The organism is Pluralibacter gergoviae ATCC 33028 = NBRC 105706, from assembly GCF_001598855.1.
Lineage (GTDB): Bacteria > Pseudomonadota > Gammaproteobacteria > Enterobacterales > Enterobacteriaceae > Pluralibacter > Pluralibacter gergoviae.
In genome coordinates, this window is the sequence record NZ_BCZS01000002.1 from 154,092 (window position 1) to 177,567 (window position 23,476).

Genomic DNA, 23,476 nt, shown 5'->3' on the forward strand with positions numbered 1-23,476 from the left:
GTCGTTGCTTTAAATGGGGTGTGGAGCAGGCCCTCCCCGCGAAGGAGAGGGCCGCGGCGAGGGAAAACTCACTCCTCGCCGTTATACCCGGCGCGGTTCAGCAGGAACTGCGACAGCATCGCCACCGGGCGACCGGTTGCGCCTTTGGCTTTGCCGGAGCGCCACGCGGTGCCGGCGATATCCAGGTGCGCCCAGTTGTACTTGCGGGTAAAGCGCGACAGGAAGCAGCCGGCGGTGATCGCCCCGCCCGGGCGGCCGCCGATATTGGCCATATCCGCGAAGTTGGACTCCAGCTGGTCCTGGAACTCGTCCGCCAGCGGCAGGCGCCAGGCGCGGTCGCCCGCCTGCTCGGAGGCGCCAATAAGCTCATGGGCCAGCGGATTGTGGTTTGCCATCAGGCCGGTGATATGGTGGCCCAGGGCAATCACGCAGGCGCCGGTCAGGGTCGCGACATCAATTACCGCTTCCGGCTCGAAGCGCTCGACGTAGGTCAGCACGTCGCACAGCACCAGGCGGCCTTCGGCGTCGGTGTTCAGCACCTCGACCGTCTGGCCGGACATGGTGGTCAGCACGTCGCCCGGACGATACGCCCGGCCGCCGGGCATGTTCTCGCAGCCTGCCAGCACGCCGACCACGTTCAGCGGCAGCTGCAGCTCGGCCACCATCCGCATCACGCCGTACACCGCCGCCGCGCCGCACATATCGTACTTCATCTCGTCCATGCCTTCGGCCGGCTTGATAGAGATACCGCCGGAGTCGAAGGTCAGACCCTTACCGACCAGCACGATAGGCCGCGCATCTTCCGCCGGATTGCCCTTGTATTCAATGACCGACATCAGGGATTCGTTCTGCGAGCCGTTGCCCACCGCCAGGTAGGAGTGCATCCCCAGCTCTTTCATCTGCTGCTCGCCGATAACGCGGGTCACCACGTTCTGGCTGTAGCTGTCCGCCAGCTGGCGCGCCTGGGAGGCCAGATAGGCCGCGTTGCAGATGTTCGGCGGCATATTGCCGAGATCTTTCGCCGCCTTGATACCGGAGGCGATCGCCAGCCCGTGCTGGATAGCGCGCTCGCCGCTGGTCAGCTCGCGGCGGGTCGGCACGTTGAACACCATCTTGCGCAGCGGACGGCGCGGCTCGCTCTTGGTGGTTTTCAGCTGATCGAAGCTGTACAGCGTCTCCTGCGCGGTCTCGACCGCCTGGCGCACCTTCCAGTAGTTATTGCGGCCCTTGACGTGCAGCTCGGTGAGGAAGCAGACTGCCTCCATTGAGCCGGTATCATTCAGGGTATTGATGGTTTTCTGAATCACCTGCTTATACTGGCGCTCATCCAGCTCGCGCTCTTTGCCGCAGCCAATCAGCAGAATGCGCTCCGAGAGCACGTTCGGCACGTGGTGCAGCAGCAGGGTCTGGCCGGGCTTGCCCTCAAGCTCGCCGCGGCGCAGCAGCGCGCTGATGTAGCCATCGCTGATTTTATCGAGCTGTTCGGCTATCGGGGAGAGACGGCGCGGCTCAAAGACGCCCACGACGATGCAGGCGCTCCGCTGTTTCTCCGGGCTGCCACTTTTTACACTGAACTCCATGCACTACGCTCCTGAATCTTAAAGACAACGACAGTGGCTACGGCTAGAATGTCATGCTTTCGTAACTCATGACCGTCGTTGTGATGACTTCGTGTTAGTCTTAACGATATCGCAATGTTGGCTTCTCAGAACCGAAGGTCTGCTGTGAAAAGCCGCTGAGTCTTCTAATCTTAGCGATGTTTTTCGACGACTAAAGAGAATAAATGACGTTTAAGCCATGAAACAAGCAATTTTCCTGTAACAAAACGGGTTTAACGGGCGTACTTATAGTGATAATCATTAGATACCTGGTGCGGGAGACGCTAAAAAGCCAGCTGGCTATCCTGTTCATCCTGCTACTGATCTTTTTCTGTCAGAAACTGGTCAGGATCCTCGACGCGGCGGTTGACGGCGAAATCCCGACAAATCTCGTGCTTTCTCTGCTCGGGCTGGGCGTGCCGGATATGGCACAGCTTATTCTGCCGCTCAGCCTGTTCCTTGGCCTGCTGATGACGCTGGGCAAACTCTATACCGAAAGTGAAATTACGGTCATGCACGCCTGCGGCCTCAGCAAGGCGGTGCTGATCAAGGCGGCGATGATCCTGACGCTGTTTACCGGCGCGGCCGCGGCGATTAACGTGATGTGGGTCGGGCCGTGGTCAGAGCGCCATACCGACGAAGTGCTGGCGGAAGCCAAAGCCAACCCCGGCATGGCGGCGCTGGCCCAGGGCCAGTTCCAGCAGGCCAGCGACGGCAACTCGGTGCTGTTTATTGAAAACGTTAAGGGCAGCCAGTTCAGCAATGTATTCATGGCGCAAATACGTCCCCGCGGCAGCCAGCGTCCTTCGGTGGTGATTGCCGATTCCGGTCACCTCTCCCAGACCGAGGACGGCTCCCAGGTGGTTAACCTCGACAAAGGCACCCGCTTTGAAGGCACCGCCATGCTGCGCGACTTCCGCATTACCGACTTTACCGGCTACCAGGCGATTATCGGCCATCAGGCAGCGACCTTCGATCCGACCGATACCGATCAAATGAACATGAGCACGCTGTGGAAAACCGACACCAGCCGCGCGAAAGCGGAGTTTCACTGGCGCCTGACGCTGGTGGTAGCCGTATTCATCATGGCGCTGATGGTGGTGCCGCTCAGCGTAGTTAACCCGCGCCAGGGCCGCATGCTCTCGATGCTGCCGGCGATGCTGCTCTACCTGCTGTTCTTCCTTGTCCAGACTTCGCTCAAGTCGAACGGCGGTAAAGGAAAGCTCGATCCGGCCCTGTGGATGTGGGTCGTGAACATCGGCTACATCGCGCTGGCGGTGGCGCTCAACCTGTGGGACACCGTGCCGGTGCGCCGCCTGCGGGCGCGGTTTAGCGAAAGAGGAGCGGTATAATGCAGCCATTTCGCGTACTCGACCGCTATATCGGTAAAACCATTTTCAGCACCATCATGCTCACGCTGTTCATGCTGGTGTCCCTGTCGGGCATCATCAAGTTCGTTGACCAGCTGAAAAAAGCCGGGCAGGGGAGCTACGATGCCCTCGGCGCCGGGCTGTACACTCTGCTCAGCGTACCGAAAGACGTACAGCTCTTCTTCCCGATGGCGGCCCTGCTCGGCGCGCTGATGGGCCTGGGGATGCTGGCCCAGCGCAGCGAGCTGGTGGTGATGCAGGCCTCCGGCTTTACCCGCATGCAGGTGGCCATGTCGGTGATGAAAACCGCGATCCCGCTGGTGCTCATCACCATGGCCATCGGAGAGTGGGGCGCGCCGCAGGGCGAACAGATGGCGCGCAACATGCGCGCCCAGTCGATGTACGGCGGTTCGCTGCTCTCGACCCAGCAGGGCGTATGGGCGAAGGACGGCAACAGCTACATCTACATTGAGCGCATTAAGGGCGACGACGAACTGGGCGGTATCAGCATCTACAACTTCAACAAGCAGCGTCGCCTGGAGTCGGTGCGCTACGCGGCCACCGCCAAGTTCGATAAGGACAACAAGCAGTGGCGCCTGTCGATGGTGGATGAATCCGACCTTAGCGATCCGAAGCAGATCACCGGCTCCCAGACCGTCAGCGGTTTGTGGAAGACTAACCTGACGCCGGACAAGCTCGGGGTGGTGGCGCTGGATCCGGATGCGCTGTCGATCACCGGCCTGCGCAACTACGTCAAGTACCTGAAGTCCAGCGGCCAGGATGCCGGGCGCTACCAGCTCAACATGTGGAGCAAGATCTTCCAGCCGCTCTCGGTGGCGGTGATGATGCTGATGGCGCTGTCGTTTATCTTCGGCCCGCTGCGCAGCGTGCCGATGGGCGTGCGGGTGATCACCGGCATCAGCTTCGGCTTTGTCTTCTACGTGCTCGACCAGGTGTTCGGCCCGCTGACCATCGTCTACGGCATCCCGCCGATCGTCGGGGCGCTGCTGCCGAGCGCCAGCTTCCTGCTGATAAGCCTGTGGCTGCTGCTGCGGCGCAGTTAAAAAACCTGCGGAGGGCAGCCGGGCGGCTGCCCTTTTTTATTGCCCGCAGGCTCAGCGCCTGCGCCCGCCCATCAGGCTGCCCAGCACGCCGCGGATGATCTGATTGGTTATCTGCCGGGTGGCGCTCTTCGCCATGGTCTGCACCACGCCGTCGCGCTTGCCGCCGCGCGGCCCGGTGCTGCCGAACAGAATATCCTTCAGCCCGCCGAGAATACCGTCGTCTTCATCCGCCGCTTTTTTTGCCGCCGGGGCGTTCTGCGCCTCGGTGGTCTGCTGGACGCCCTTCTGCAGCATCTCGAACGCCGATTCGCGATCCACCTCGTCCTCGTACTTGCCGTACAGCGGCGAGTGGTTGATCAGCCCGTTGCGCTCGTCGTCCGTCACCGGCCCCATCCGCGAGCAGGGGGCGATGACCATCGCCCGCTCCACCACCGACGGGCTGCCCTTCTCATCGAGGAAGGAGACCAGCGCCTCGCCGGTGCCCAGCTCCTGAATGGCCGCCTCGGTGCTGAACGCCGGGTTGGCGCGCATGGTCTGGGCGGCGGTCTTCACCGCCTTCTGATCCTTCGGCGTAAAGGCGCGCAGGGCGTGCTGCACGCGGTTGCCGAGCTGGCCCAGCACGTTGTCGGGAATGTCCGACGGATTCTGCGACACGAAATAGACGCCGACCGCTTTCGAACGGATCAGGCGGATCACCTGCTCGATTTTGTCCAGCAGCACCTGCGGCGCGTCGCTGAACAGCAGGTGCGCTTCGTCGAAGAAGAACACCAGCTTCGGCTTATCGAGATCGCCCGCCTCCGGCAGCTGCTCGTACAGCTCGGAGAGCATCCACAGCAGGCTGGCGGCGTACAGCTTCGGCATCTGGTACAGCTTCTCGGCGCTGAGGATATTGATGACGCCTTTGCCGTTCGCGTCGGTGCGCATCCAGTCCTTAATATCGAGCATCGGCTCGCCGAAGAAGTGCTCCGCGCCCTGCTGCTCAAGGGTGAGCAGGCCGCGCTGAATGGCGCCCACCGAAGCGCTGCTGATATTGCCGTACTGGTTCTGGAACGATTTGGCGTTATCGCCGATGAACTGGGTAATGGCGCGCAGATCTTTAAAATCGAGCAGCAGCAGGCCGCGGTCGTCGGCGATGCGGAAGATGATATTCAGCACCCCGGTCTGCACCTCATTGAGATCCAGCAGCCGGGCCAGCAGCAGCGGCCCGAGGTCCGATACCGTGGCGCGCACCGGATGGCCCTTTTCACCGAAGATATCCCAGAGCACCACCGGGTTGTCGTGCGGCTGCCAGTCGGTCACGCCTATCTTATTCAGGCGGGCGGTCAGCTTCTCCGACGCCTGGCCCGCTTCGGCAACGCCGGTCAGGTCGCCCTTCACATCGGCCATAAACACCGGCACGCCAATCTCCGAGAAGGACTCGGCCATTTTTTGCAGGGTGACGGTCTTGCCGGTGCCGGTGGCGCCGGTGATCAGTCCGTGACGGTTGGCCATACCGGGCAGCAGAAACAGCTGCGTTTCTTCGGTACGGGCAATCAGCAGGGGTGCGCTCATGTTCATTCCTCCGTTTATCCTCGCTCGAGTATAGGCGAAAGCGCCGGCGAAAAGACCCGACAAATGCTGAGTTTTGCCGCGCCCGGCGGCAAAAAGACTATCCTTTTTTCTGACGCTTACAAAATCAGGAACGCTTATGTCCAGATTCTTCTTTGACGACCGTAAACAGCTGGTCAACGATGCCGTTGAGGGCATTGTCCTGTCCGCGCCGCGCGGCAACCTGGTGCGGCTGGATATCGATCCGGCCATTCGCATTATCGCCCGCGCCGACTGGGATAAAAGCCGGGTCGCGGTGATCTCCGGCGGCGGCTCCGGCCACGAGCCGGCCCACGCCGGGTTTGTCGGTAAAGGCATGCTCACCGCCGCCGTCTGCGGCGATCTGTTTGCCTCGCCGAGCGTGGACGCGGTGCTCAACGCCATCGTGGCGATGACCGGCGACCGCGGCTGCCTGCTGGTGGTGAAAAACTACACCGGCGACCGCCTCAACTTCGGCCTCGCCGCCGAGAAGGCCAAACGCTACGGCCTGAAGGTGGAGATGGTGATTGTCGGCGACGATATCGCTCTGCCGGATAACAAGCAGCCGCGCGGCATCGCCGGCACGGTGCTGGTGCACAAGATTGCCGGCTACGCCGCCGAGCAGGGGAAAACCCTCAGCGAAGTGCGCGACCTGGCGCAGCGGGCCTGCGACAGCGTCTACAGCCTCGGCGTAGCGATGACCACCTGCAGTCTGCCGGACGGCGATAGCGACGGCGACGATGATGAAGGACGCATCAAGTCCGGGCAGGTCGAGGTCGGCCTCGGCATCCACGGCGAGCCGGGGGCCTCCACCGCCGAAACCAATAACAGCCGGGAAATTATCGACATGCTGGTCGGACCGCTGAAGGAGAAGGCGGGCGACGCGGAGCTGGCGGTGCTGATCAACAACCTCGGCGGCGTCTCCGCCCTCGAGATGGCCCTGCTTACCAAAGAACTGGCCCACTCGGCGCTGGCGAAGAACATCCGCTGGCTGATCGGCCCGGCGCCGCTGGTCAGCGCCCTCGACATGAAGGGGTTCTCGCTGTCGGTGCTCAAGCTCAACCCGACCTTTGAAAAGGCGCTGCGGACCGACGTTGAAACCATCGGCTGGCAGCCGCCGGTGGCTTTCGGCGCGCTCAGGACCGCCCGGCACAGCAAAATTCACGACAGCGTCGAGTATACGCCGTCGGAGAACGCCCGGGTGAAAGCGGTGGTCGGGACGGCGGCGCAGACGCTTATCGACCTTGAAAGCAGGCTCAACGCCCTGGACGCCAAAGTCGGCGACGGCGACACCGGCTCGACCTTTGCCGAAGGCGCGCGCGATATTGCGAAGCTGCTCAAGGAGGGCGAACTGCCGCTCAACAACAGCGCGCAGCTGCTGCAGCTTATCGGCGAACGGCTGGCGACGGTGATGGGCGGCTCCAGCGGCGTGCTGATGTCGATTCTGTTCACCGCCGCCGGACAGGCGCTGCGCGACGGCAAAGCGCTGCCGGAGGCCCTGCTGGCCGGGCTGGCGCAGATGAAGCACTACGGCGGCGCGGATCTCGGCGATCGCACGCTGATCGACGCTCTGCAGCCCGCGCTGGAGGCGCTGCGCGACAAAGATCTGAATGCTGCAGCCAAGGCGGCGAAACAGGGCGCCGAGGACACGGCGAAGATGCACAAGGCCGGGGCGGGGCGCTCGTCGTATGTGAATAAGGCGAATCTGCAGGACGTGACCGATCCGGGGGCGGTGGCCGTGGCGGAGGTGTTTGCAGCGGTGGCGAAGCAGTAGCGTACAGGCCCGGCAGCGCCGGGCCTGTTGCGATCAGAAATCCGCCTTCAGCACCACCCGATAGCGCGCCTTGCCCTCGCGAACGTGGCGCAGGGCGTCGTTGATCCCCGACATCGGATACTCCTCGGTCACCGGCGCCACCTTCGCCCGCCCGGCGAAGCGCATCAGCGTGCGCAGCTCCGACGGATTGCCGGTCGCCGAGCCGGAAACGCGGCGGTCGCCGCCGATCAGGGTAAACGCCGGAACCTGCAGCGGCTTCATCACTACGCCGACGGTGTGGAAGTTGCCGCCGTAGGCCAGCGCCTCGAAGTAGGGCTGCCAGTCGAGATCCACCGACACGGTATTGATGATCAGATCGAACTGCCCGGCCAGCGCCTTCAGGGCTTCCGGATCGCGGCTGTTCACCACCCGATCGGCGCCCATCTCCCGCACTTCCTGCTCTTTCGCCGGATTGGAGCTAAAGGCCGTTACCTCCGCGCCCATCGCCCGCAGTAGCTGGATGGCGATATGCCCCAGGCCGCCGATGCCGATCACGCCCACCCGGCTGGTGGCGGTGACGCTGTTGAGCAGCAGCGGTTTAAACACGGTGATGCCCCCGCACAGCAGCGGCCCGGCGGTGGCGATATCGATGTTCTCCGGCAGGGGGATCACCCACTGCCAGTCGGCGCGCAGCTTATCGGCAAAGCCGCCGCGGTTCATGATGGTCGGCAGGGAGCCTTCGAGGCAGTTGATTTGGTTGCCGCTGATGCAGGCATCGCAGTGGTTGCAGCTGCGCGCCGTCCAGCCGATGCCGACCCGCTGGCCGACCTTCAGACCCTTGTCCGCCGCCGCCGTCCCCAGCGCCGCCACCCGGCCAATCACCTCGTGGCCCGCGACCAGCGGGTAGCTCGACATGCCCCACTCGTTATCGATCATCGACAGATCCGAGTGGCAGATGCCGCAGTAGTCCACCTGCACCTCAACGTCGTCCGGCAGCAGATCGCCCGCCTCGTACTCCCACACTTCCAGATCGGCGCCTGCCGCTTTGGCGGCGTAACTTTTTATGATGCTCATCACAATTTCCCGTTATGGCAAAGATAAAAAGCAGTGTAGATCATCGGGCAGCGCGTTGCCCGATGTTCATGGCTAATGGCTGCCTACCGGCCACTGATTCAGATGTATCCCGCGCTGCGGCGCGCTTTCGGCGAAGTCGTCAAGCACCGCCTGCACGTCCGGATCGAGATAGCCCGCGCTGTCGTGCTCGACGATCACTACGCTCTTCTCGGGGATCTTCGCCAGCAGCGCCAGCAGGTGCGGGTTGTGCAGGAAGGTCAGGTTCTGCTGAATGCGCAGCACGTAGTGGTCGTCATAGCGCGCCAGCTGCAGCGAGTGGCGGTGGCTGCGCCAGATGCTGAAGGCGACCTGGACCGCAATACCGATCCCAATGCCCGCCAGCATACCGAAGACGAGGATCCCGGCGATGGTGGCGAGGAACGGCACGTACTGCGCCGGGCCCTGGCGGAACTGCTCGATGAACAGCCGCGGGGTTGCCAGCTTATAGCCGGTATACAGCAGCACCGCCGCGAGGCTCGCCAGCGGGATCAGCGTCAGCAGGCCGCTGAACCACAGGCCGCAGATCAGCAGCAGCGCGCCGTGAATAAAGATAGAGAGTTTAGTCTGGGCGCCGCTGCTGACGTTCACCGAACTGCGGACGATCACCGCGGTGATCGGCATCGCGCCGAGCGCGCCGGAGAGCAGGTTACCCACGCCCTGGGCGAACATCTCGCGGTTCGGCGACGGCGGCGGGTTCTGCGGGCGCATCTTCTTCAGGGCTTCCTGGCTGAGCAGAGTTTCCAGACTGGCCACCAGCGCCAGGGTCACCGCTACCGTCCACACCGCCGGGTTGCGCAGGGCGCCCCAGGCCGGAGACTCCAGCTCGCCGACCAGCTCGCCGGGGCTGGCGAACTCGGGCAGGGCGATTCGCGGCAGCGCCGCCAGCGCCTGCGGATCGATGCGGGTCAGCAGCAGAGTGGTCAGGCAGCCGATCAGTACCGCGATCAGCGGCCCGGGGATCCAGCGCAGGCTCTTAATCCGGCGGATCGGCACCGATCCCCACAGCCACAGCACCAGCAGGCCGCCCGCGGCCACGGCGATTGCGCTGGTGGAGAAGGACGTCTCTCCGTCCGCCAGATCGGCCAGCCGGATCTCTTCCTCAGTGCCGAGCGCCACCGGGATCTGCTGGACGATCAGCAGGATGCCGATCGCCGCCAGCATCCCTTTGATCACGCTGGCGGGCACCAGAGAGATAAAGCGTCCGGCGCGCAGCACGCCGAGCAGCAGCTGCAGCACCCCGGCCAGCGCCAGCGCGGTCAGGAAGGCGGAGAAGGAGCCGAGGGTTTCAATCGCGGCAACGACGATGGTCACCAGCCCGGCGGCGGGGCCGCTGACCGCAAAGCGCGACGGGCTGAGCGCGGTGACCGCGATGCCGCCGATAATGCCGGTCAGCAGGCCGACGAACGGCGGCAGACCGCTGGCCTGGGCGATCCCCAGGCACAGCGGCAGGGCGACAAGGAAGACGACGACCCCGGCAAGGGCGTCCTGGCGCAGCGTATTCATAGGCTTTGCTCCCCGGATTCAGGATGTTCAACGAGGGTGGTCAGATGGCCGGAGGCCAGGTCGTATACGCAGCCGTGCAGACTCAGCGGCCTGCCGCTGGCGAGCACCGCCTGCACCGGCTCGCACAACATCAGCTGGCGGAACTGGGCGCGGACGTTGGCCTCCACCAGCTGATTCAGGGCGTCGGTATCGCCCGCGTCTGCCGCAGGCGTCAGCCGATGGATCTCGCTATTGAGCGTGGCGCGCAGCATGCCGATGCGCCTGGAAAGGGCCGAAGACTCCTGCGCCAGCGCCATCTTCGGCAGCGACAGCGCCGCCTGCACTCCGCCGCAGCCGTAGTGGCCGCAGAGCACCACCTGCCCGACGTTGAGATAGTGCAGGGCATACTGCAGCACGCTCATAAAGTTATCGTCGTTGGGGTCAATCATATTGGCGATATTGCGGTGGACGAACAGCTCGCCCGGCTGGGCGCCGGTGAGCACCTCCGCCGGCACGCGGCTGTCGGAGCAGCCGATCCACAGCGAATGGGGCTGCTGGCTCTCGACCAGCTTTTCAAAATACTCGGGGTCGCGCTGGCACTTCTGCAGCGCCCAGCTGCGGTTCTTCGCCAGCAAAGGTTTTAGCGTCGTCAAGGTGGTTTCTCCTGCGTAAATTCACGAGCGAAAATATCCTTCAATACTCGTACGGCAATTAATAAAATAGTATTTACCGGAACTTTGTCGCCTGAGGATATTCCTGAAACGCGGAGGATTTAGGAAACTTTGCACTAACGTAAAGTTTTAAAAATGGCGGCGGCAGATAATAATTCGTTAAGAATAATAAAATCAGCGGGCTATTATCTGGATTATCATTGAGATATTAATTCTGCTTCTGACATATATATGAAGCTTTATTATAGCCTATTCCTGAATGATATTGATGGTGCCGCCGAATGCCGGCGGCGCCCCTATTTCCCCGCTACTCCTTCACTTCCGCCAGCGCCGTTTTATCGACGTAGGGCTTCAGCAGGGTATCCGCCTCCTGCTGGGCGGCCTTCGCGGCGGCCTCAGGCGTCACCTTCGGGTCGTTAACCACTGCCGCCAGCTGATTCTCCATCGCTTTGCGCACCGCTACCGTTTCGTAGGTGGCGTACCACGGATGGGCGTACTGCAGCTGCTTCAGCGCCACCTCCGCGCGGGGATCCTGCTGCAGGTAGGCCTTCATTTCCGGCGTGTCGTAGGCGGCCTTCAGCGGCGAGAAGTAGCCGGAGAAGCGGCTCCAGGCGCCGTTGACCTGCGGGCTGCTGAGGTAGGTCAGGAACCGGTAAGCGGCTTTTTGCTGCCCCTCGGTGATGCCCTTGAAGCTCACCAGGCTGGCGCCGCCGATGCCCACCGCGCGGCGTATTTTGGCGGGCAGCATCGCCACGCCCAGCGCAAAGTCCTTGCTGTTCTCGCGCATAAAGCCCAGCGATCCGGTGCTGAGGATCGCCATCCCGACGTGGCCGGCAAAGAACTGGGCGCTGATCTGCTTCGAATTGAGCACGCCGGAGGGCATCACCTTATCGCGCCAGACCAGGTTCTGCCAGAAGCGCAGGGCGCCCACGGTGCTCGGCGCATCGTAGTAAACCTCGCCGGGATAGCTCTCGTTAAAGTAGCTGCCGCCGTTGGCGCGCACCAGCGAGGAGAAGACCCAGCCGCCGTAGTCGTCGTTGGTGGAGGGCAGCATGATGCCCCACTGGCCCTTGCCCGCATCGGTGAGCTTTTTGGCGTCCGCCAGCAGTTCGTCCCAGGTTTGCGGCGGTTCGCTGATGCCCTTCTGCGCCAGCAGGGTTTTGTTGTAGTAGAGCACCGGCGTGGAGTTGTGGAACGGAATAGCGTAGGTGACGCCGTTCACCTGGGCATTGGCCTGCATCGCCGGGAAATAGTCGCTGCGCAGCACGTCGCCGGCCTTGCGCGGGCCATATTTAAATAGCGCGTCCATTGGCAGTATTTCATTTTTCAGCGCCAGGTCGGTGGTGAAATTGGCGGACATGATCGCCAGCGCCGGCGGCTGGCCCGCTTTTTGCGCCGATTCGGCCTTTATTTTGGTGGTGTCATAATTACCGGTAAATATGCCGCGCACCTCGACGTCCTGCTGCGAGGCGTTAAATTCTTTAATAATGCGCGTCATCTCCTGGGTGAATTTACCCTCGATCGGCGCGGGGAACATAAAGTCGATATTCTCTTTCGCCTGCGCGCCGGCGCAGGCAATAAGCGACAGGCCGACGGCGGCGGCGTTCAGCGGCTTAAGCATGGTTATTTTCCCTGAGTAAATTGCAATGGTTGCTGCTGTGAAACAGATGGATATCGGCCGGTGAGAAGCCGAGGACCAGCATGTCGCCCTTCTCCGGGGCGGCTCCGCGGTGGCGGCGCGTATAGCGCAGCGGCCCGACGGGCGTGCTGACGTGGATAAGGTAGTCGGCCCCCAGCAGCTCGCGCTGCTCGACCCAGGCGGGCAGGGTGAGCATATCGGGCGCCGGGGCGTCGCTGACGTGCTCCGGGCGGATGCCCAGCCACGCCTGCTGCTCGCCGCGCCAGGCGGGCGGCAGCGGGTAGCGCTGCTCGCTGATTTCGACTTCGCCATTGCGGCAGGGCACCGTCAGCAGGTTCATCGCCGGCGAGCCGATAAAGCCCGCCACGAACAGGTTTGCCGGGCTGTTGTAGAGTTCTTCCGGCGTGCCGACCTGCTGCACCCGACCGCCGTTCATTACCACGATGCGGTCCGCCATCGACATCGCCTCGGTCTGATCGTGGGTAACGTAGACAGTGCTGATCTTCAGCTGCTGGTGCAGGGCCATGATGCTGTCGCGCACGTCGCTGCGCAGGCGGGCGTCGAGATTGGAGAGCGGTTCGTCCATCAGGAACAGCCGCGGATTGCGCACGATGGCCCGCGCCATCGCCACCCGCTGGCGCTGGCCGCCGGAGAGCTTCCCGGGCCTGCGGTCCAGAAGCTCCTCCAGCTCCAGCATCTGCGCCACCTGCTGCAGGCGCGGCTCCCGGGTCGCCTTCTCCTCGCGGCGGATCTTCATCCCGAAGGTGATGTTGTCCCGCACGGACAGGTGCGGAAACAGGGCGTAGTTCTGGAAGATCATCGCGAAGTTGCGCTCCCGGGGCGACAGGGCGGTGATGTTCTCGTCGCGCAGCCAGATGTCGCCATCGCTGACGCTCTCCAGCCCGGCCAGCAGACGCAGCAGGGTGCTCTTGCCGCAGCCGGAGGGGCCGACCAGCACCACGAACTCGCCGTCGTGGATAGTCAGCGACAGCGCGCTGAGCGCCGCCTTGCCGTCAAACTGCTTGCTGACGTTGTCGATTTTCAGCACGGACGGTCCTCCAGCGGGCAGCTGATGGCCGCATCGTACAGCCACGGCCCGGCGTAGTGCGCCAGCGAGTGCTGGTAGCTGACCCACTGGTCGCCGACCTGGCGGTGCATCACGCAGGCCGGGGGCGACATATCGTAGTAAGGGCGGCGATCTTCGTGGCAGTACGGCACCTGGTGGACGGTGCCCGGCACCGTGGCGATGGTCAGCTGGCGGTACTGGGTGAAGGCCAGGCCGTGGTTGTGGCCACAGAACACCCGCACCAGCGCCGGAAAGCGGTCCGCCAGCGCCAGCAGCAGGTGGCCGTTCTCGCAGGCGATGGGATCCATCTGCGCGTGGCCCAGCGGCAGCGGCGGATGGTGCATAAAAATCGCCGTCGGGCGGCCGTCGGCGCGCACCAGCTCGGCCTCCAGCCACTCCAGCGTCTGCGGCGTTAAAAAGCCCTTCGACTCCCCGGCGAGGCTGGAGTCGATAAACAGCAGCCGGGTGGCGAAGTCGTCGATGGCGTAGCGCATATTCTGCGCATCGCGCCCCAGCTGCGGGCAGAGCGGCGACAGCGCCTCCAGAAAGTGCGCCTTATCGTCGTGGTTGCCGGGAATGAGCAGCAGCGGGTAGTTCAGCCCGCCCAGCACCCGGCGGGCCACCTGATACTCCTGCGGGCGGCCGCAGTTGACGATATCGCCGCTGACCACCACCGCGTCCGGGCGCTCGCGCAGGGCGTTAAGCTGCGACACCGCGTCCGCGTTGGCGGCGTTGACGTCGATAAAGCCGTACAGCTTCTCGCCGGCGCTTCGGAAGTGGGTATCGGATATCTGGGCTAACAGCATGACAAACTCCTTATTTAATACCGGAGAAGCCGAAGCTTCTGAGGAACTGTTTCTGGAAGGTGATAAAGGCCACCATCAGCGGCAGGCAGACCATCAGCGTACCGGCGCAGATAACCCCCCACTGGCCGCCGGACTCCGCGCCCAGCGCGAAGGAGACGAGGCCCACGGTCAGCACCTGCTTATCGGGATCGTTAAGCATCATCAGCGGCCACAGGTACTCGTTCCAGTGATAGGTAATGCTTACCGTGGCGAAGGCCAGCACCGACGGCCAGCACATCGGCAGCAGCACCCGCCACAGCACCTGCCACCAGCGGCAGCCCTCCATCAGCGCCGCCTCTTCCAGCTCCTTCGGCACCGCGAGGAACGCCTGGCGCATCAGGAACACGCCGAAGGCGGAGGTGAAGTAGGGCATCATCACCCCGGTCAGGGTATTGAGCAGGCCGAGACTCTTCAGCGTCATCATGTTCGGCACCATCATCACTACCGGCATGATCATCAGCTGCACCAGAAACAGCATGAACAGCGTCTGCTTACCGCGAAACTCGTGGCAGGCGAAGACGTAGCCCGCGGTGGTGATGGTCAGCAGCTGCACGGCAAAGGTGCCGAAGGCAAAAATCACGGTGTTGGCGTACAGGCTCAGCCAGTCGGCGCTCTGCCACGCCTCGCGGAAGTTATCCAGCGTCAGCGGCAGGCGCGGCAGCACCGACGCCATATCGGCCGAGAAGGTGCCGGCGCTGAACGCCGACGACAGCATCCACAGAAACGGGCTCACCCACAGCAGCGCCAGGCAGACCATCAGCGCCGCGAGGGTGAACGACTTCGCATAGCGCAGACGCAGCCACAGCGGACGCGGCGCCGCCTGCGCCCGGTAGACAACGGGAGTAACTTCAGCGCTCATAGTGGGCTCCGCGCTCCAGCAGCTTCAGGTTGAGGAATGAGAAGGCGAACAGCCCGGCCAGCGTCAGGAACGTCGCCGCCGACGCCTTGCCAAGATCGTGGGTCTCCCACGCCAGGTTCTGGATGTAGTACAGCAGTACGCTGGTGGCGTTATCCGGCCCGCCGTGGGTCATCACCGCCACGTGGTCAATCTGGGTAATCGAATAGATAAGCGCCGTGGTCACCACGAAGCTCAGGGTCGGGCGCAGCAGCGGCAGCGTCACCTTAAAGAAGATCTGCGTACTGCTCGCCCCCTCCATCATCGCCGCCTCCCGCGCCGATGCCGGAATGCCCTGCAGCCCGGCGAGAAAGAACAGCATGTAGTAGCCGGCGAACTTCCACACCCCGATCAGAGCCAGGGCGTACAGCGCGCTGCTGCGATCCCCCAGCCAGTTATTGTTCAGCGGCCCGAACAGCTTCGCCAGGTAGTAGTCCAGCATCCCCATCCCCGGCATAAAAATGAACAGCCATATCGCCGCCGCGCTCACCATCGGCACAATCATCGGAAAGAAGAACGCCGTGCGCAGCCAGCGGTTGATCCGGTGGTTCTCCCACAGCGCTACCGCCAGCAGCAGCGCCAGCGCCACGCCGGGCACCACCGTCAGCAGCAGATAGATAAGGTTGTTGACCAGCGACTGCCAGAATGCCCCGTCGGCAAACAGCCGCAGGAAGTTCTCCGCCCCGACAAACGGCGCATCCCCGCCCGCCGCCATGCGGGTATCGAACAGGCTGTCGTAGACCGAGCGCGCCAGCGGAAAATAGGTAAACAGCGCCAGAAACAGCAGCGACGGAGAGAGGATGAGCCAGGGAAGCAGGCGATTTTTTGTCATCATCGGTGAAGGCCGTTGTAACGTTTCGATGGCGTGGCAGTGTGGGGACGGCGGGTTGCGATAGCGTGACGGCCGGGTGACGGTTTTATGAACGGTTGGCGGGAGAGGTCGCGGCGGCCGCTTGCATGGCGGGCCGGGACAGGTATAATCGCAGGCGTTTACATTCCCTTCCGTGCCGGAGTGGCGAAATCGGTAGACGCAGTTGATTCAAAATCAACCGTAGAAATACGTGCCGGTTCGAGTCCGGCCTTCGGCACCAGTGGGACATGAAGGAGACGCGGAAGGCGTCTTTTTTTGTGTCTGAAATCCGCGCCACACAAGGCTTTTCGCGATTTTCCTTTCAACAGAAGTCAATCTGACTCAACCCACATCAAGTCTCTTGTGAGTATAGAACCGAGTATATATGCTGGTTCGATAATGGTTGTATACTCACAGCGGCACATGGAAGGAGAACTTTTATGGCTCTAACAGATATCAAAGTGCGTTCTGCAAAACCGCAGGAAAAGGAATACACCCTTGTCGATGGGGATGGCATGTTTTTGCTTATTCACCCTAACGGCTCAAAATACTGGCGGTTCCGCTTTCGTTTTGGTGGTAAGCAGCACCTGATGGCATTTGGGGTTTATCCTGAAACGTCACTGGCAGATGCTCGTCAAAAAAGGGAAGAGGCCAGAAAGCTTGTTGCTGCAGGCATCGATCCCCGTGAACACAAACGTGCAGTGAAAGAAGAGCAGACGAAAGAGGCTATTACCTTTGAGTCAGTTGCCAGAGAGTGGCACGCAGCAAATAAAAAATGGACAGAAGAACATAGCCGACGGGTGCTGAAGAGCTTGGAAGATAATTTGTTCCCAGCAATTGGGAAGCGGAGTATTGATAGTTTTAGTACGCGCGATCTCCTTGTCCCTATCAAAGTAGTTGAGGCTACAGGGCGTCTTGAAGTGGCTTCGCGTCTTCAGCAGCGTACCAATGCGATTATGCGTTATGCAGTGCAAAGCGGTTTGATCGATTACAATCCTGCTCAGGAGATGGCTGGGGCAGTTGCTTCAAGTAATCGTGTCCATCGACCAGCACTTGAACTGAAACGCTTACCTGAACTACTCCAGCGAATTGATAGCTACTCCGGACGACCTTTAACCCGTCTGGCTGTTGAGCTCACGTTATTAATCTTTATTCGTTCCAGTGAGTTGCGCTTTGCCCGTTGGCCCGAGATCGATTTTGAAAGGGCAATGTGGACAATCCCAGCAGAACGAGAAGCTATAGAAGGTGTTAAGCATTCGCAACGAGGTTCTAAAATGCGTACACCTCACTTAGTACCGCTGTCTCGCCAGGCATTAGAAATTCTGAAACAGGTTCACAAGTTTAGTGGCGAGCGTGATTTTGTTTTCGTTGGCGATCATAACCCTCGTAAACCGATGAGTGAAAACACGGTGAATAAGGCGCTGCGTGTTATGGGGTATGACACTAAGGTGGAGGTTTGTGGGCATGGCTTCAGGACTATGGCATGTAGTTCGCTGATTGAGTCAGGGCTGTGGTCAAGGGATGCTGTAGAGCGGCAAATGAGCCATATGGAACGTAACTTAGTACGTGCGGCTTACATTCACAAGGCCGAGCACTTAGATGAGCGCCGATTGATGTTGCAGTGGTGGGCGGATTATTTGGATGTGAATCGGGAGAAGGGGATTAGTCTATTTGATTTTGCTAAAGTAAAGACATAGTATTTTTATTAATTAACATATTGAAAAATAGTATGTTTATGTTATTGGTGCCATTATTCAATGGCTAACTTACACCGCACTTATTTGTGAAACGAAATTGAATGCTTCTTCATCGTCGACTAGTGTGTATCACCTACTGCTAGTAGAATATCTTGGTATGAGGTAGCATAGATAAAATTTTAAGGAAGAGCAGAGTCATGGCCCTTGCATACCGTAAAGAAAATGCGCTGAATGCTATTTGCCCATATTTTACTATGTTTCCGTTGGAATATCCTAATAAAATAATAAAGAAATACAAAAAACAACGCCCGGTGGTTTTAGATCCGTTTTGCGGGAGAGGTACAACGCTTTTTTCAGCTCGTACATTTGGAGTTTCTGCATGGGGGATTGATTCATCACCCGTTGCAGTAGCTGTTGCAAGAGCGAAACTTGCTAGTTGTGATCCCATGTCACCTATTGAGCTTGCAGAAAATATTCTTTCTAAAGTTGATCCAAATAAAATACCTAATACTCCATTTTTTAGGGTTGCATATCATTCTGATACTCTAAGAGATATTTGCGCATTAAGAGAAGGACTATCTAAATTACCATTAGATACAGACAGTTCCGTTATACTTAGAGCTGCAATATTAGGGGCATTGCATGGCCCTCTTGCAAGAAATATAGATAATATGAGTTATTTTTCAAATCAAATGCCTCGAACTTATGCTTCTAAACCAGATTATGCTGTAAGGTTTTGGAGTGAGCGAGGAATGAGTCCACCTAAAGTCGATGTTTTGCGAGTCCTTCGTCGTAAAATTGAACGTCTTGTCGGTCTTTCAAGCGGGATTCCGGACACATTTAAACAAGTGATCCAAGGAGACTCAAGGTCTGCTGATGTTTTTCAGTCTTTGAATATGCGTCCTTCACTTATAATTACCTCTCCTCCTTATTATGGTATGAAGACCTATGTACAAGATCAGTGGCTAAGGAATTGGTTTTTAGGTGGTCCTGAATCCGTAGATTACAGTTCTGGATCACAATTAGATCATTCTGGTAAGGATACATTTTCAAAATCACTTGGTGAGGTTTGGCGTAACATTGCTAAATGTGCTTCTGAAAGTAATGATCTGCATATGTATGTTAGATTTGGAATTATTCCATCTGCATCAGTGAATGCTAAAGAGATATTTAGAAATTCACTAGAAGAATCGAACATTCTATGGCGATTGATATCTGTTCGGGCTGCTGATAGTGCTGAAGCAGGTAAGCGGCAAGCCCATCAAATGAGAACAGGATCTTCTGCCGCTATAGAATATGACTTCCATGTCGAGCGAATTTAGCTCAGTCAATGTCTAAACATGATATCGCAATTTAGCATTCCTAACTTCTGAGCCATATTGAATCTGTGCAAGGATTTCTTGATTACAGAATTCATCAACATAGTCTTTTATTGCATGGGCTGTCTCAAGTGCTTTTTTATCTTGGGGCACATGCCCTGCAAGAGTCTGAGGCATAACTACAATACACTTGGCCATTGCACGCGATATAGCAACATTTGTACGTTCTAGTTGCATTAAAAATGTCTCTTCACCGATGATGACATCTGCATCACCTACTCCAAATGTTACAATGATCGTATGTCTTTCACCACCTTGAAATTTTTCTACAGTATCCACTGCGCTATCAATAAGTTCTCCTTGATCTGCAGGAAAAATAGATTTTAGCTCTCTTATTACCAGTGCTCGTTGGGCTCTATGTGGCGTCACTATACCAATGCATTTTTGCCAGAAGTGTTCGGCGGTCGGCGTATCATGAACACATGCTTCCCTGCCGTTCAAGTTATTACTAACTGTCTGACTTAATATCCAAGTTAAAGCAGAAACAATCTTCGCTTCGAAAATGTTACTCTGAGATGATAGTTCATCTTCATGTAATAATGTTAATATCTTTTTGTTTTCATCTAGAATATCAGACCATAAAGTAGACCAGGGAAGGGTGCTAGGATAGTTTGATAGTGGTTTCGGATATTTAGACAAGAAATGAAGGCTTGTTTTCTCATTTGATGCTTTAAGAGTAGATCTGTAACCTATAGTTCTTGCATACGCAACAATATCTTCGGCAGAACGATAATTTTCTTCTAATGGACATGGCAATATTTTACTGCCAAAGGATCGTTCCATGAGATATTTTTGAATGCTGCTGACTAAATATTCAGATCCTTTTGGTGGTTCTAATGCTAATATTGGCGGCATCTGTAAATGATCACCCGCGATAATAACACGTGAGCTGTCTTTTATTGTAGCTAACGGAGAAATAGCTGTAGTAACTTGAACTTGGGAGCTTTCATCTATGATTAAAATGTCAAAAATAGGAGCTACGGAAGAACCATGCATCCATTCGGCAAGTTTATAAGCTTGCATAGTAGATGTTGCGACTATTGTAGTAGATTTTGTATTCCTTAAACTTGCAATGCAATCAGCTGTTTCATTATTGCTATTTGAGAGTTTAAATGAAGATACTTTTAAGTGTGTTGTGCAACATGAGATGTTTTTTGGGGAGTGAGATTGTGAATATCCTACGAATATCTCAGTGTTACACGATTTTTCCGCACTTAGTGAGTTAATTACCCTTTCTATAAGTTCTTCAACTGCTTTATATGTTGGACCTGTTACTAAGACTTTCAAGGGGGCGTTGGTATTCATAGCATGATAGACCATGCTATGAATACATGCTGCTAATGTTTGAGTTTTGCCCGTTCCAGGTGGTCCCCATATTAGCGTTAATCCTTTTTCTGAAGCATGTGATATAGCAGCCTTTTGGCTATCATTCAAACCAAATTTTGCTTTCGCATATGAGGCAATAGATTTAGCATCTGCTGTTGAAATTATTGAATTATTATAAAGGGTATCAGCTTCCCATAATACGCGGGCAAGAGGAGTCACAACATCTTTACCAGATTTTGCAGGTTTAGCCCCCATTGCATGTGCAGCGTTAGTATCTGCAACAGCTATTGATGGATTTCCAACTAAGCTTAAGATATTTTTTACTTTTTCATACCATTTAAATGATGATTGCCCTTTTGTTATAAAAACATCATTCATGAAATCTATAGGCGAATTTGCGACAAGTAACTGAAAGAAATTAGTTTGCTTTCTATTAAATATTGATAGTACTGCCTTACGAGTGTTTCTATCGAATGAAATTAATGTTACGCTAAGTGATGACCATAAGGGAGTGGTCAACAATGCATCTTGAATTAAAGAATAGTTAATACCCTTATTTAAGATATCTAATGCACGTTGTAATGGAAAACCAGGGAATCCTTCTTTTCCAAGAATCAAAAAACCATCATTGTCATCAAGTTTAGCCTCTGTAGAACCAGTTAGTACATCGAATACATACTCGTTAGGTTGACCTGTTGGTTTTCCATTTGTAATTCTAATAGCATCGTAGTTTGCCTCTAATGTCTCGGCGTCAAGAGCGATTCTCTGATGTGACTCTAATTTTTTTGTCTGATATTGTAATTCATCCCACCAAACCCATAGTTTGGAGTCAAAAGCAACATTTGTTGTACCTCTGGGGATAGAAAGAGAGAGTTTAGGAGCATTTGCCTTTAAATGCCCGCTGAAGTCAAATCGTAATTTATCAACAATACTGTTTAACGCTTTACATTGTTTTTCTAAAGCGTTTGCAAATTCTTGAATAACAGTATTTCTTGGAGATATGACACTTCCTCTTTTTATTGTGGCCGCATTACTCCATATTTCATATATTCTTTCACGGGGTATACCATTAGTAAGAAACTCACGATAATAAGCATCTTTTTGTACGACAGGAAAGTTCCCGAAGTAATAGTTTGCTGCTGTGTCAAATAAAGTGATGACATGAGGTGATGGAGAGAAAACAACTCTCTTAATAATGTCATCAATGAATACTACACATGGGCTAACTGCTCCATCCGGTTTTTCTATAAGTTCATCCGCTGGGAATAACCATGCTAATGCTTTTGTTTTTCTATCAGTTAGACCAAGTACGTGTGGTAGATGTCTCCCCATCGCATTACATAACTCCTCAAACTGACGTTTTTCCCAAAATGCAATTTGAGCTGTGAGGGGGGGTTTTCCGGCTTCTCGAATATATTTTTCGGATTGATCAATCATATCAGATAGTGTAGATAATAAACCTTCGAGAGCGTTCCATTCATCGTCTAAGTTTTTCTGATCCACAACAAACGATTTAGTTGGGAAGTATCGTGGACTTTGACCTTTTATATAAGCAGTTGTTTTTCCTGTAATTGATAATCCCGTTAATAATCCGGCGCTTGGATCAAAGTTAACGGCTATACATGAATGTAGTTGTGGCCATGGAGCTAAGCTAGCAAGTACAGCTGAAGTATCAATATTTGTATTCGATGATAAAAGAGCATTTGCTCTTGCTGGGATTCGGCTGCGCTCTTTCTTTAAGTGACTATGAGATTGAAAAGCAATATCTGAAGGAGGCAATGTAGCGACATCGTTTGTGCAATTTATTCTGTTCAGATTAAGTGTTTTTCTTGCCCCTCGTGTCATTCCTGCGATTTGGCTTAGGTGGCCGGTAATTTTGGCTGCTGTGAAGCAGTAGTGATTGGGAAAGGCAGAAATTCTGGTTTTATCTTTTGTATTTGCCCATACTTCATTTCCGAGCCAGTCACAGGCACTGCATCGGCTGTCAACATGCCATTCCAGATTTTCCCAGCCTTTATTAGAACTATCACCAATAGAAATTACTCGCGGTAAATCTTCGCGAAAAAAATGTAACACTGTAGGTAGATAAAATCGAAGATTCGCATCTTCACTATCTGAAATAAGAGCGTTGATGTATTGCTCAGGTGCTATGTTGTTAGGGTTTAATAATAGCGTATCAAGTATGGACTGTCCTTGCTTGAATCTTGTCCATAGATAACTACGAATGGTGACGAAATATTTATTCTGCAACCCTTGTTTAATAATCCAATTTGAAAGGAGTAGCGCATACAATGCAACCTCAGCAGAATAACTTGGGTTTGCCTCACTTGTATGTTTAATATCAATAATGCTTAGGGCAAAACGTTTTTCTGTTGCAGTTTGTATAACATTCCGGCTTCCATTTGGTTTTATTTCCTCGTCGTCCTCTCTGGGCTCTCTTACTAAAATAATATCTGGTATAAGCCCTGCTATAGGAGGAATAAGTGAGGAGTGAGATGAATTAAGTCCAATGTTATTTAGAAAGTCACTTTGGAAATCTATTGGCTCAAATTTTCCTTGGAGAATGACAGACGGAAGAGAGTTGACTTTTTTTAACAAATCAGAAAGAGAAGCTTTGACCGGTTTATTTGTACCTAATTTATCTGGCTGGTAGATAACTCTACTACCAAAAGCTCGAATCAGTTGGTCGTTACGCTGATCCTCAAAATCACGACCGGCTGTTTGAAGAACGCCAACTCCAGGTCGAGCTTGCAAGGGAACCGGCATGTTGTGAGTAGCCAACTCAGAATCTTAGTGAAGAGATAAAAATAAACTTCTGTCACACTTTGATCTTAGAAACATTGACAAAGTGCTTTTTGATATTCTTTTATCTGCCATCTTATGATACCTATTTATTGGATCTATAGTTCAGTTCTTTTCCTGAGTAACAGAATTGTAGAAAATATAAACTATATGTCATTAGATATAAATAATAAACGACTTTTATTGTTAGTTAGGCTCTATAATTCTCTATTTTAAAAAAATAACTTCTATTGTCAAGTTTGTTATTATAAAATATCCTCTAAAGAGGAATTCTAAAAATCTATTTATCCTCATCCAAAGATTTAAGTCTTTTATAGGCTACGCAGCTAGCTACGGAGATTTGTTGTGCAAATCCATGCT

16 protein-coding genes and 1 tRNA gene are annotated in these 23,476 nt (G+C 55.8%); 6 read left to right on the forward strand and 11 right to left on the reverse strand.

All coding sequences use genetic code 11. The features are described 5' to 3' along the window. Positions 1–68: 68 nt before the first annotated feature. Complete coding sequence (gene pepA / locus ENGE1_RS03220; protein WP_043080798.1) at positions 69–1,580, reverse strand: leucyl aminopeptidase; 1,512 nt, start codon at positions 1,578–1,580, stop codon at positions 69–71. Positions 1,581–1,849: 269 nt separating this feature from the next. On the opposite strand from pepA, the gene lptF reads away from it, so the two are divergent. Together lptF and lptG are read left to right on the forward strand one after the other, a co-directional pair. Continuing rightward, a complete protein-coding gene (gene lptF, locus ENGE1_RS03225) occupies positions 1,850–2,950 on the forward strand; it encodes an LPS export ABC transporter permease LptF (protein WP_048253788.1) in 1,101 nt (366 codons plus the stop codon). Continuing rightward, positions 2,950–4,032: an LPS export ABC transporter permease LptG gene (gene lptG / locus ENGE1_RS03230; RefSeq protein ID WP_043080796.1), complete on the forward strand. Its 1,083-nt coding sequence runs from the start codon at positions 2,950–2,952 to the stop codon at positions 4,030–4,032. The genes lptF and lptG overlap by 1 nt, the downstream gene beginning before the upstream one ends. A 51-nt stretch (positions 4,033–4,083) precedes the next feature. On the opposite strand, the gene ENGE1_RS03235 is transcribed toward lptG, so the two are convergent. Further along, complete coding sequence (locus ENGE1_RS03235) at positions 4,084–5,583, reverse strand: helicase HerA-like C-terminal domain-containing protein (protein ID WP_043080795.1); 1,500 nt, start codon at positions 5,581–5,583, stop codon at positions 4,084–4,086. Between the two features lie 136 nt (positions 5,584–5,719). Here ENGE1_RS03235 and ENGE1_RS03240 point away from each other — a divergent pair, with 136 nt between their 5' ends. Beyond that, positions 5,720–7,372, forward strand: coding sequence for a dihydroxyacetone kinase subunit DhaK (locus tag ENGE1_RS03240; RefSeq protein ID WP_048253785.1), 1,653 nt, complete (start codon positions 5,720–5,722; stop codon positions 7,370–7,372). Between the two features lie 33 nt (positions 7,373–7,405). Here ENGE1_RS03240 and ahr read toward each other — a convergent pair whose 3' ends face one another. The 8 genes from ahr to ENGE1_RS03280 all read right to left on the reverse strand — a co-directional run bounded on the left by ahr (position 7,406) and on the right by ENGE1_RS03280 (position 15,894). Next, positions 7,406–8,425, reverse strand: coding sequence for an NADPH-dependent aldehyde reductase Ahr (gene ahr / locus ENGE1_RS03245; RefSeq protein WP_048253784.1), 1,020 nt, complete (start codon positions 8,423–8,425; stop codon positions 7,406–7,408). A gap of 72 nt (positions 8,426–8,497) precedes the next feature. Further along, positions 8,498–9,967: a SulP family inorganic anion transporter gene (locus ENGE1_RS03250; RefSeq protein ID WP_048253783.1), complete on the reverse strand. Its 1,470-nt coding sequence runs from the start codon at positions 9,965–9,967 to the stop codon at positions 8,498–8,500. Further along, on the reverse strand, positions 9,964–10,599 hold the full coding sequence (locus ENGE1_RS03255; protein ID WP_048253781.1) for a carbonic anhydrase: 636 nt from the start codon (positions 10,597–10,599) through the stop codon (positions 9,964–9,966). The genes ENGE1_RS03250 and ENGE1_RS03255 overlap by 4 nt, the downstream gene beginning before the upstream one ends. 325 nt (positions 10,600–10,924) lie before the next feature. Beyond that, positions 10,925–12,238, reverse strand: a complete 1,314-nt coding sequence (locus ENGE1_RS03260; RefSeq protein WP_048253779.1) for an ABC transporter substrate-binding protein — start codon at positions 12,236–12,238, stop codon at positions 10,925–10,927. Then, complete coding sequence (locus tag ENGE1_RS03265; protein WP_048253778.1) at positions 12,231–13,304, reverse strand: ABC transporter ATP-binding protein; 1,074 nt, start codon at positions 13,302–13,304, stop codon at positions 12,231–12,233. Before ENGE1_RS03265 ends, ENGE1_RS03260 begins: the two co-directional genes overlap by 8 nt. Further along, a complete protein-coding gene (locus ENGE1_RS03270) occupies positions 13,298–14,128 on the reverse strand; it encodes a phosphodiesterase (RefSeq protein ID WP_048253777.1) in 831 nt (276 codons plus the stop codon). The genes ENGE1_RS03265 and ENGE1_RS03270 overlap by 7 nt, the downstream gene beginning before the upstream one ends. Positions 14,129–14,138: 10 nt before the next feature. Next, positions 14,139–15,026: a carbohydrate ABC transporter permease gene (locus ENGE1_RS03275; protein ID WP_048253776.1), complete on the reverse strand. Its 888-nt coding sequence runs from the start codon at positions 15,024–15,026 to the stop codon at positions 14,139–14,141. Beyond that, positions 15,016–15,894 carry a carbohydrate ABC transporter permease gene (locus ENGE1_RS03280; protein ID WP_043086281.1) on the reverse strand — a complete coding sequence of 293 codons (879 nt, stop codon included), beginning with the start codon at positions 15,892–15,894 and terminating at the stop codon, positions 15,016–15,018. Before ENGE1_RS03280 ends, ENGE1_RS03275 begins: the two co-directional genes overlap by 11 nt. A gap of 174 nt (positions 15,895–16,068) precedes the next feature. Here ENGE1_RS03280 and ENGE1_RS03285 point away from each other — a divergent pair. The 3 genes from ENGE1_RS03285 (at position 16,069) to ENGE1_RS03295 (ending at position 18,931) form a co-directional block, all read left to right on the forward strand. After that, positions 16,069–16,153 (forward strand) — tRNA-Leu (locus ENGE1_RS03285). Between the two features lie 199 nt (positions 16,154–16,352). After that, a complete protein-coding gene (locus tag ENGE1_RS03290; RefSeq protein WP_048253775.1) occupies positions 16,353–17,609 on the forward strand; it encodes a tyrosine-type recombinase/integrase in 1,257 nt (418 codons plus the stop codon). 197 nt (positions 17,610–17,806) lie between these two features. Continuing rightward, on the forward strand, positions 17,807–18,931 hold the full coding sequence (locus ENGE1_RS03295) for a DNA methyltransferase (protein WP_048253774.1): 1,125 nt from the start codon (positions 17,807–17,809) through the stop codon (positions 18,929–18,931). A gap of 12 nt (positions 18,932–18,943) precedes the next feature. On the opposite strand, the gene ENGE1_RS03300 is transcribed toward ENGE1_RS03295, so the two are convergent. Then, the gene (locus tag ENGE1_RS03300) at positions 18,944–23,095 is read right to left on the reverse strand and encodes an AAA domain-containing protein (RefSeq protein ID WP_255265513.1); all 4,152 of its coding nucleotides are present in this window, start codon (positions 23,093–23,095) and stop codon (positions 18,944–18,946) included. Between the last annotated feature and the right edge of the window lie 381 nt (positions 23,096–23,476).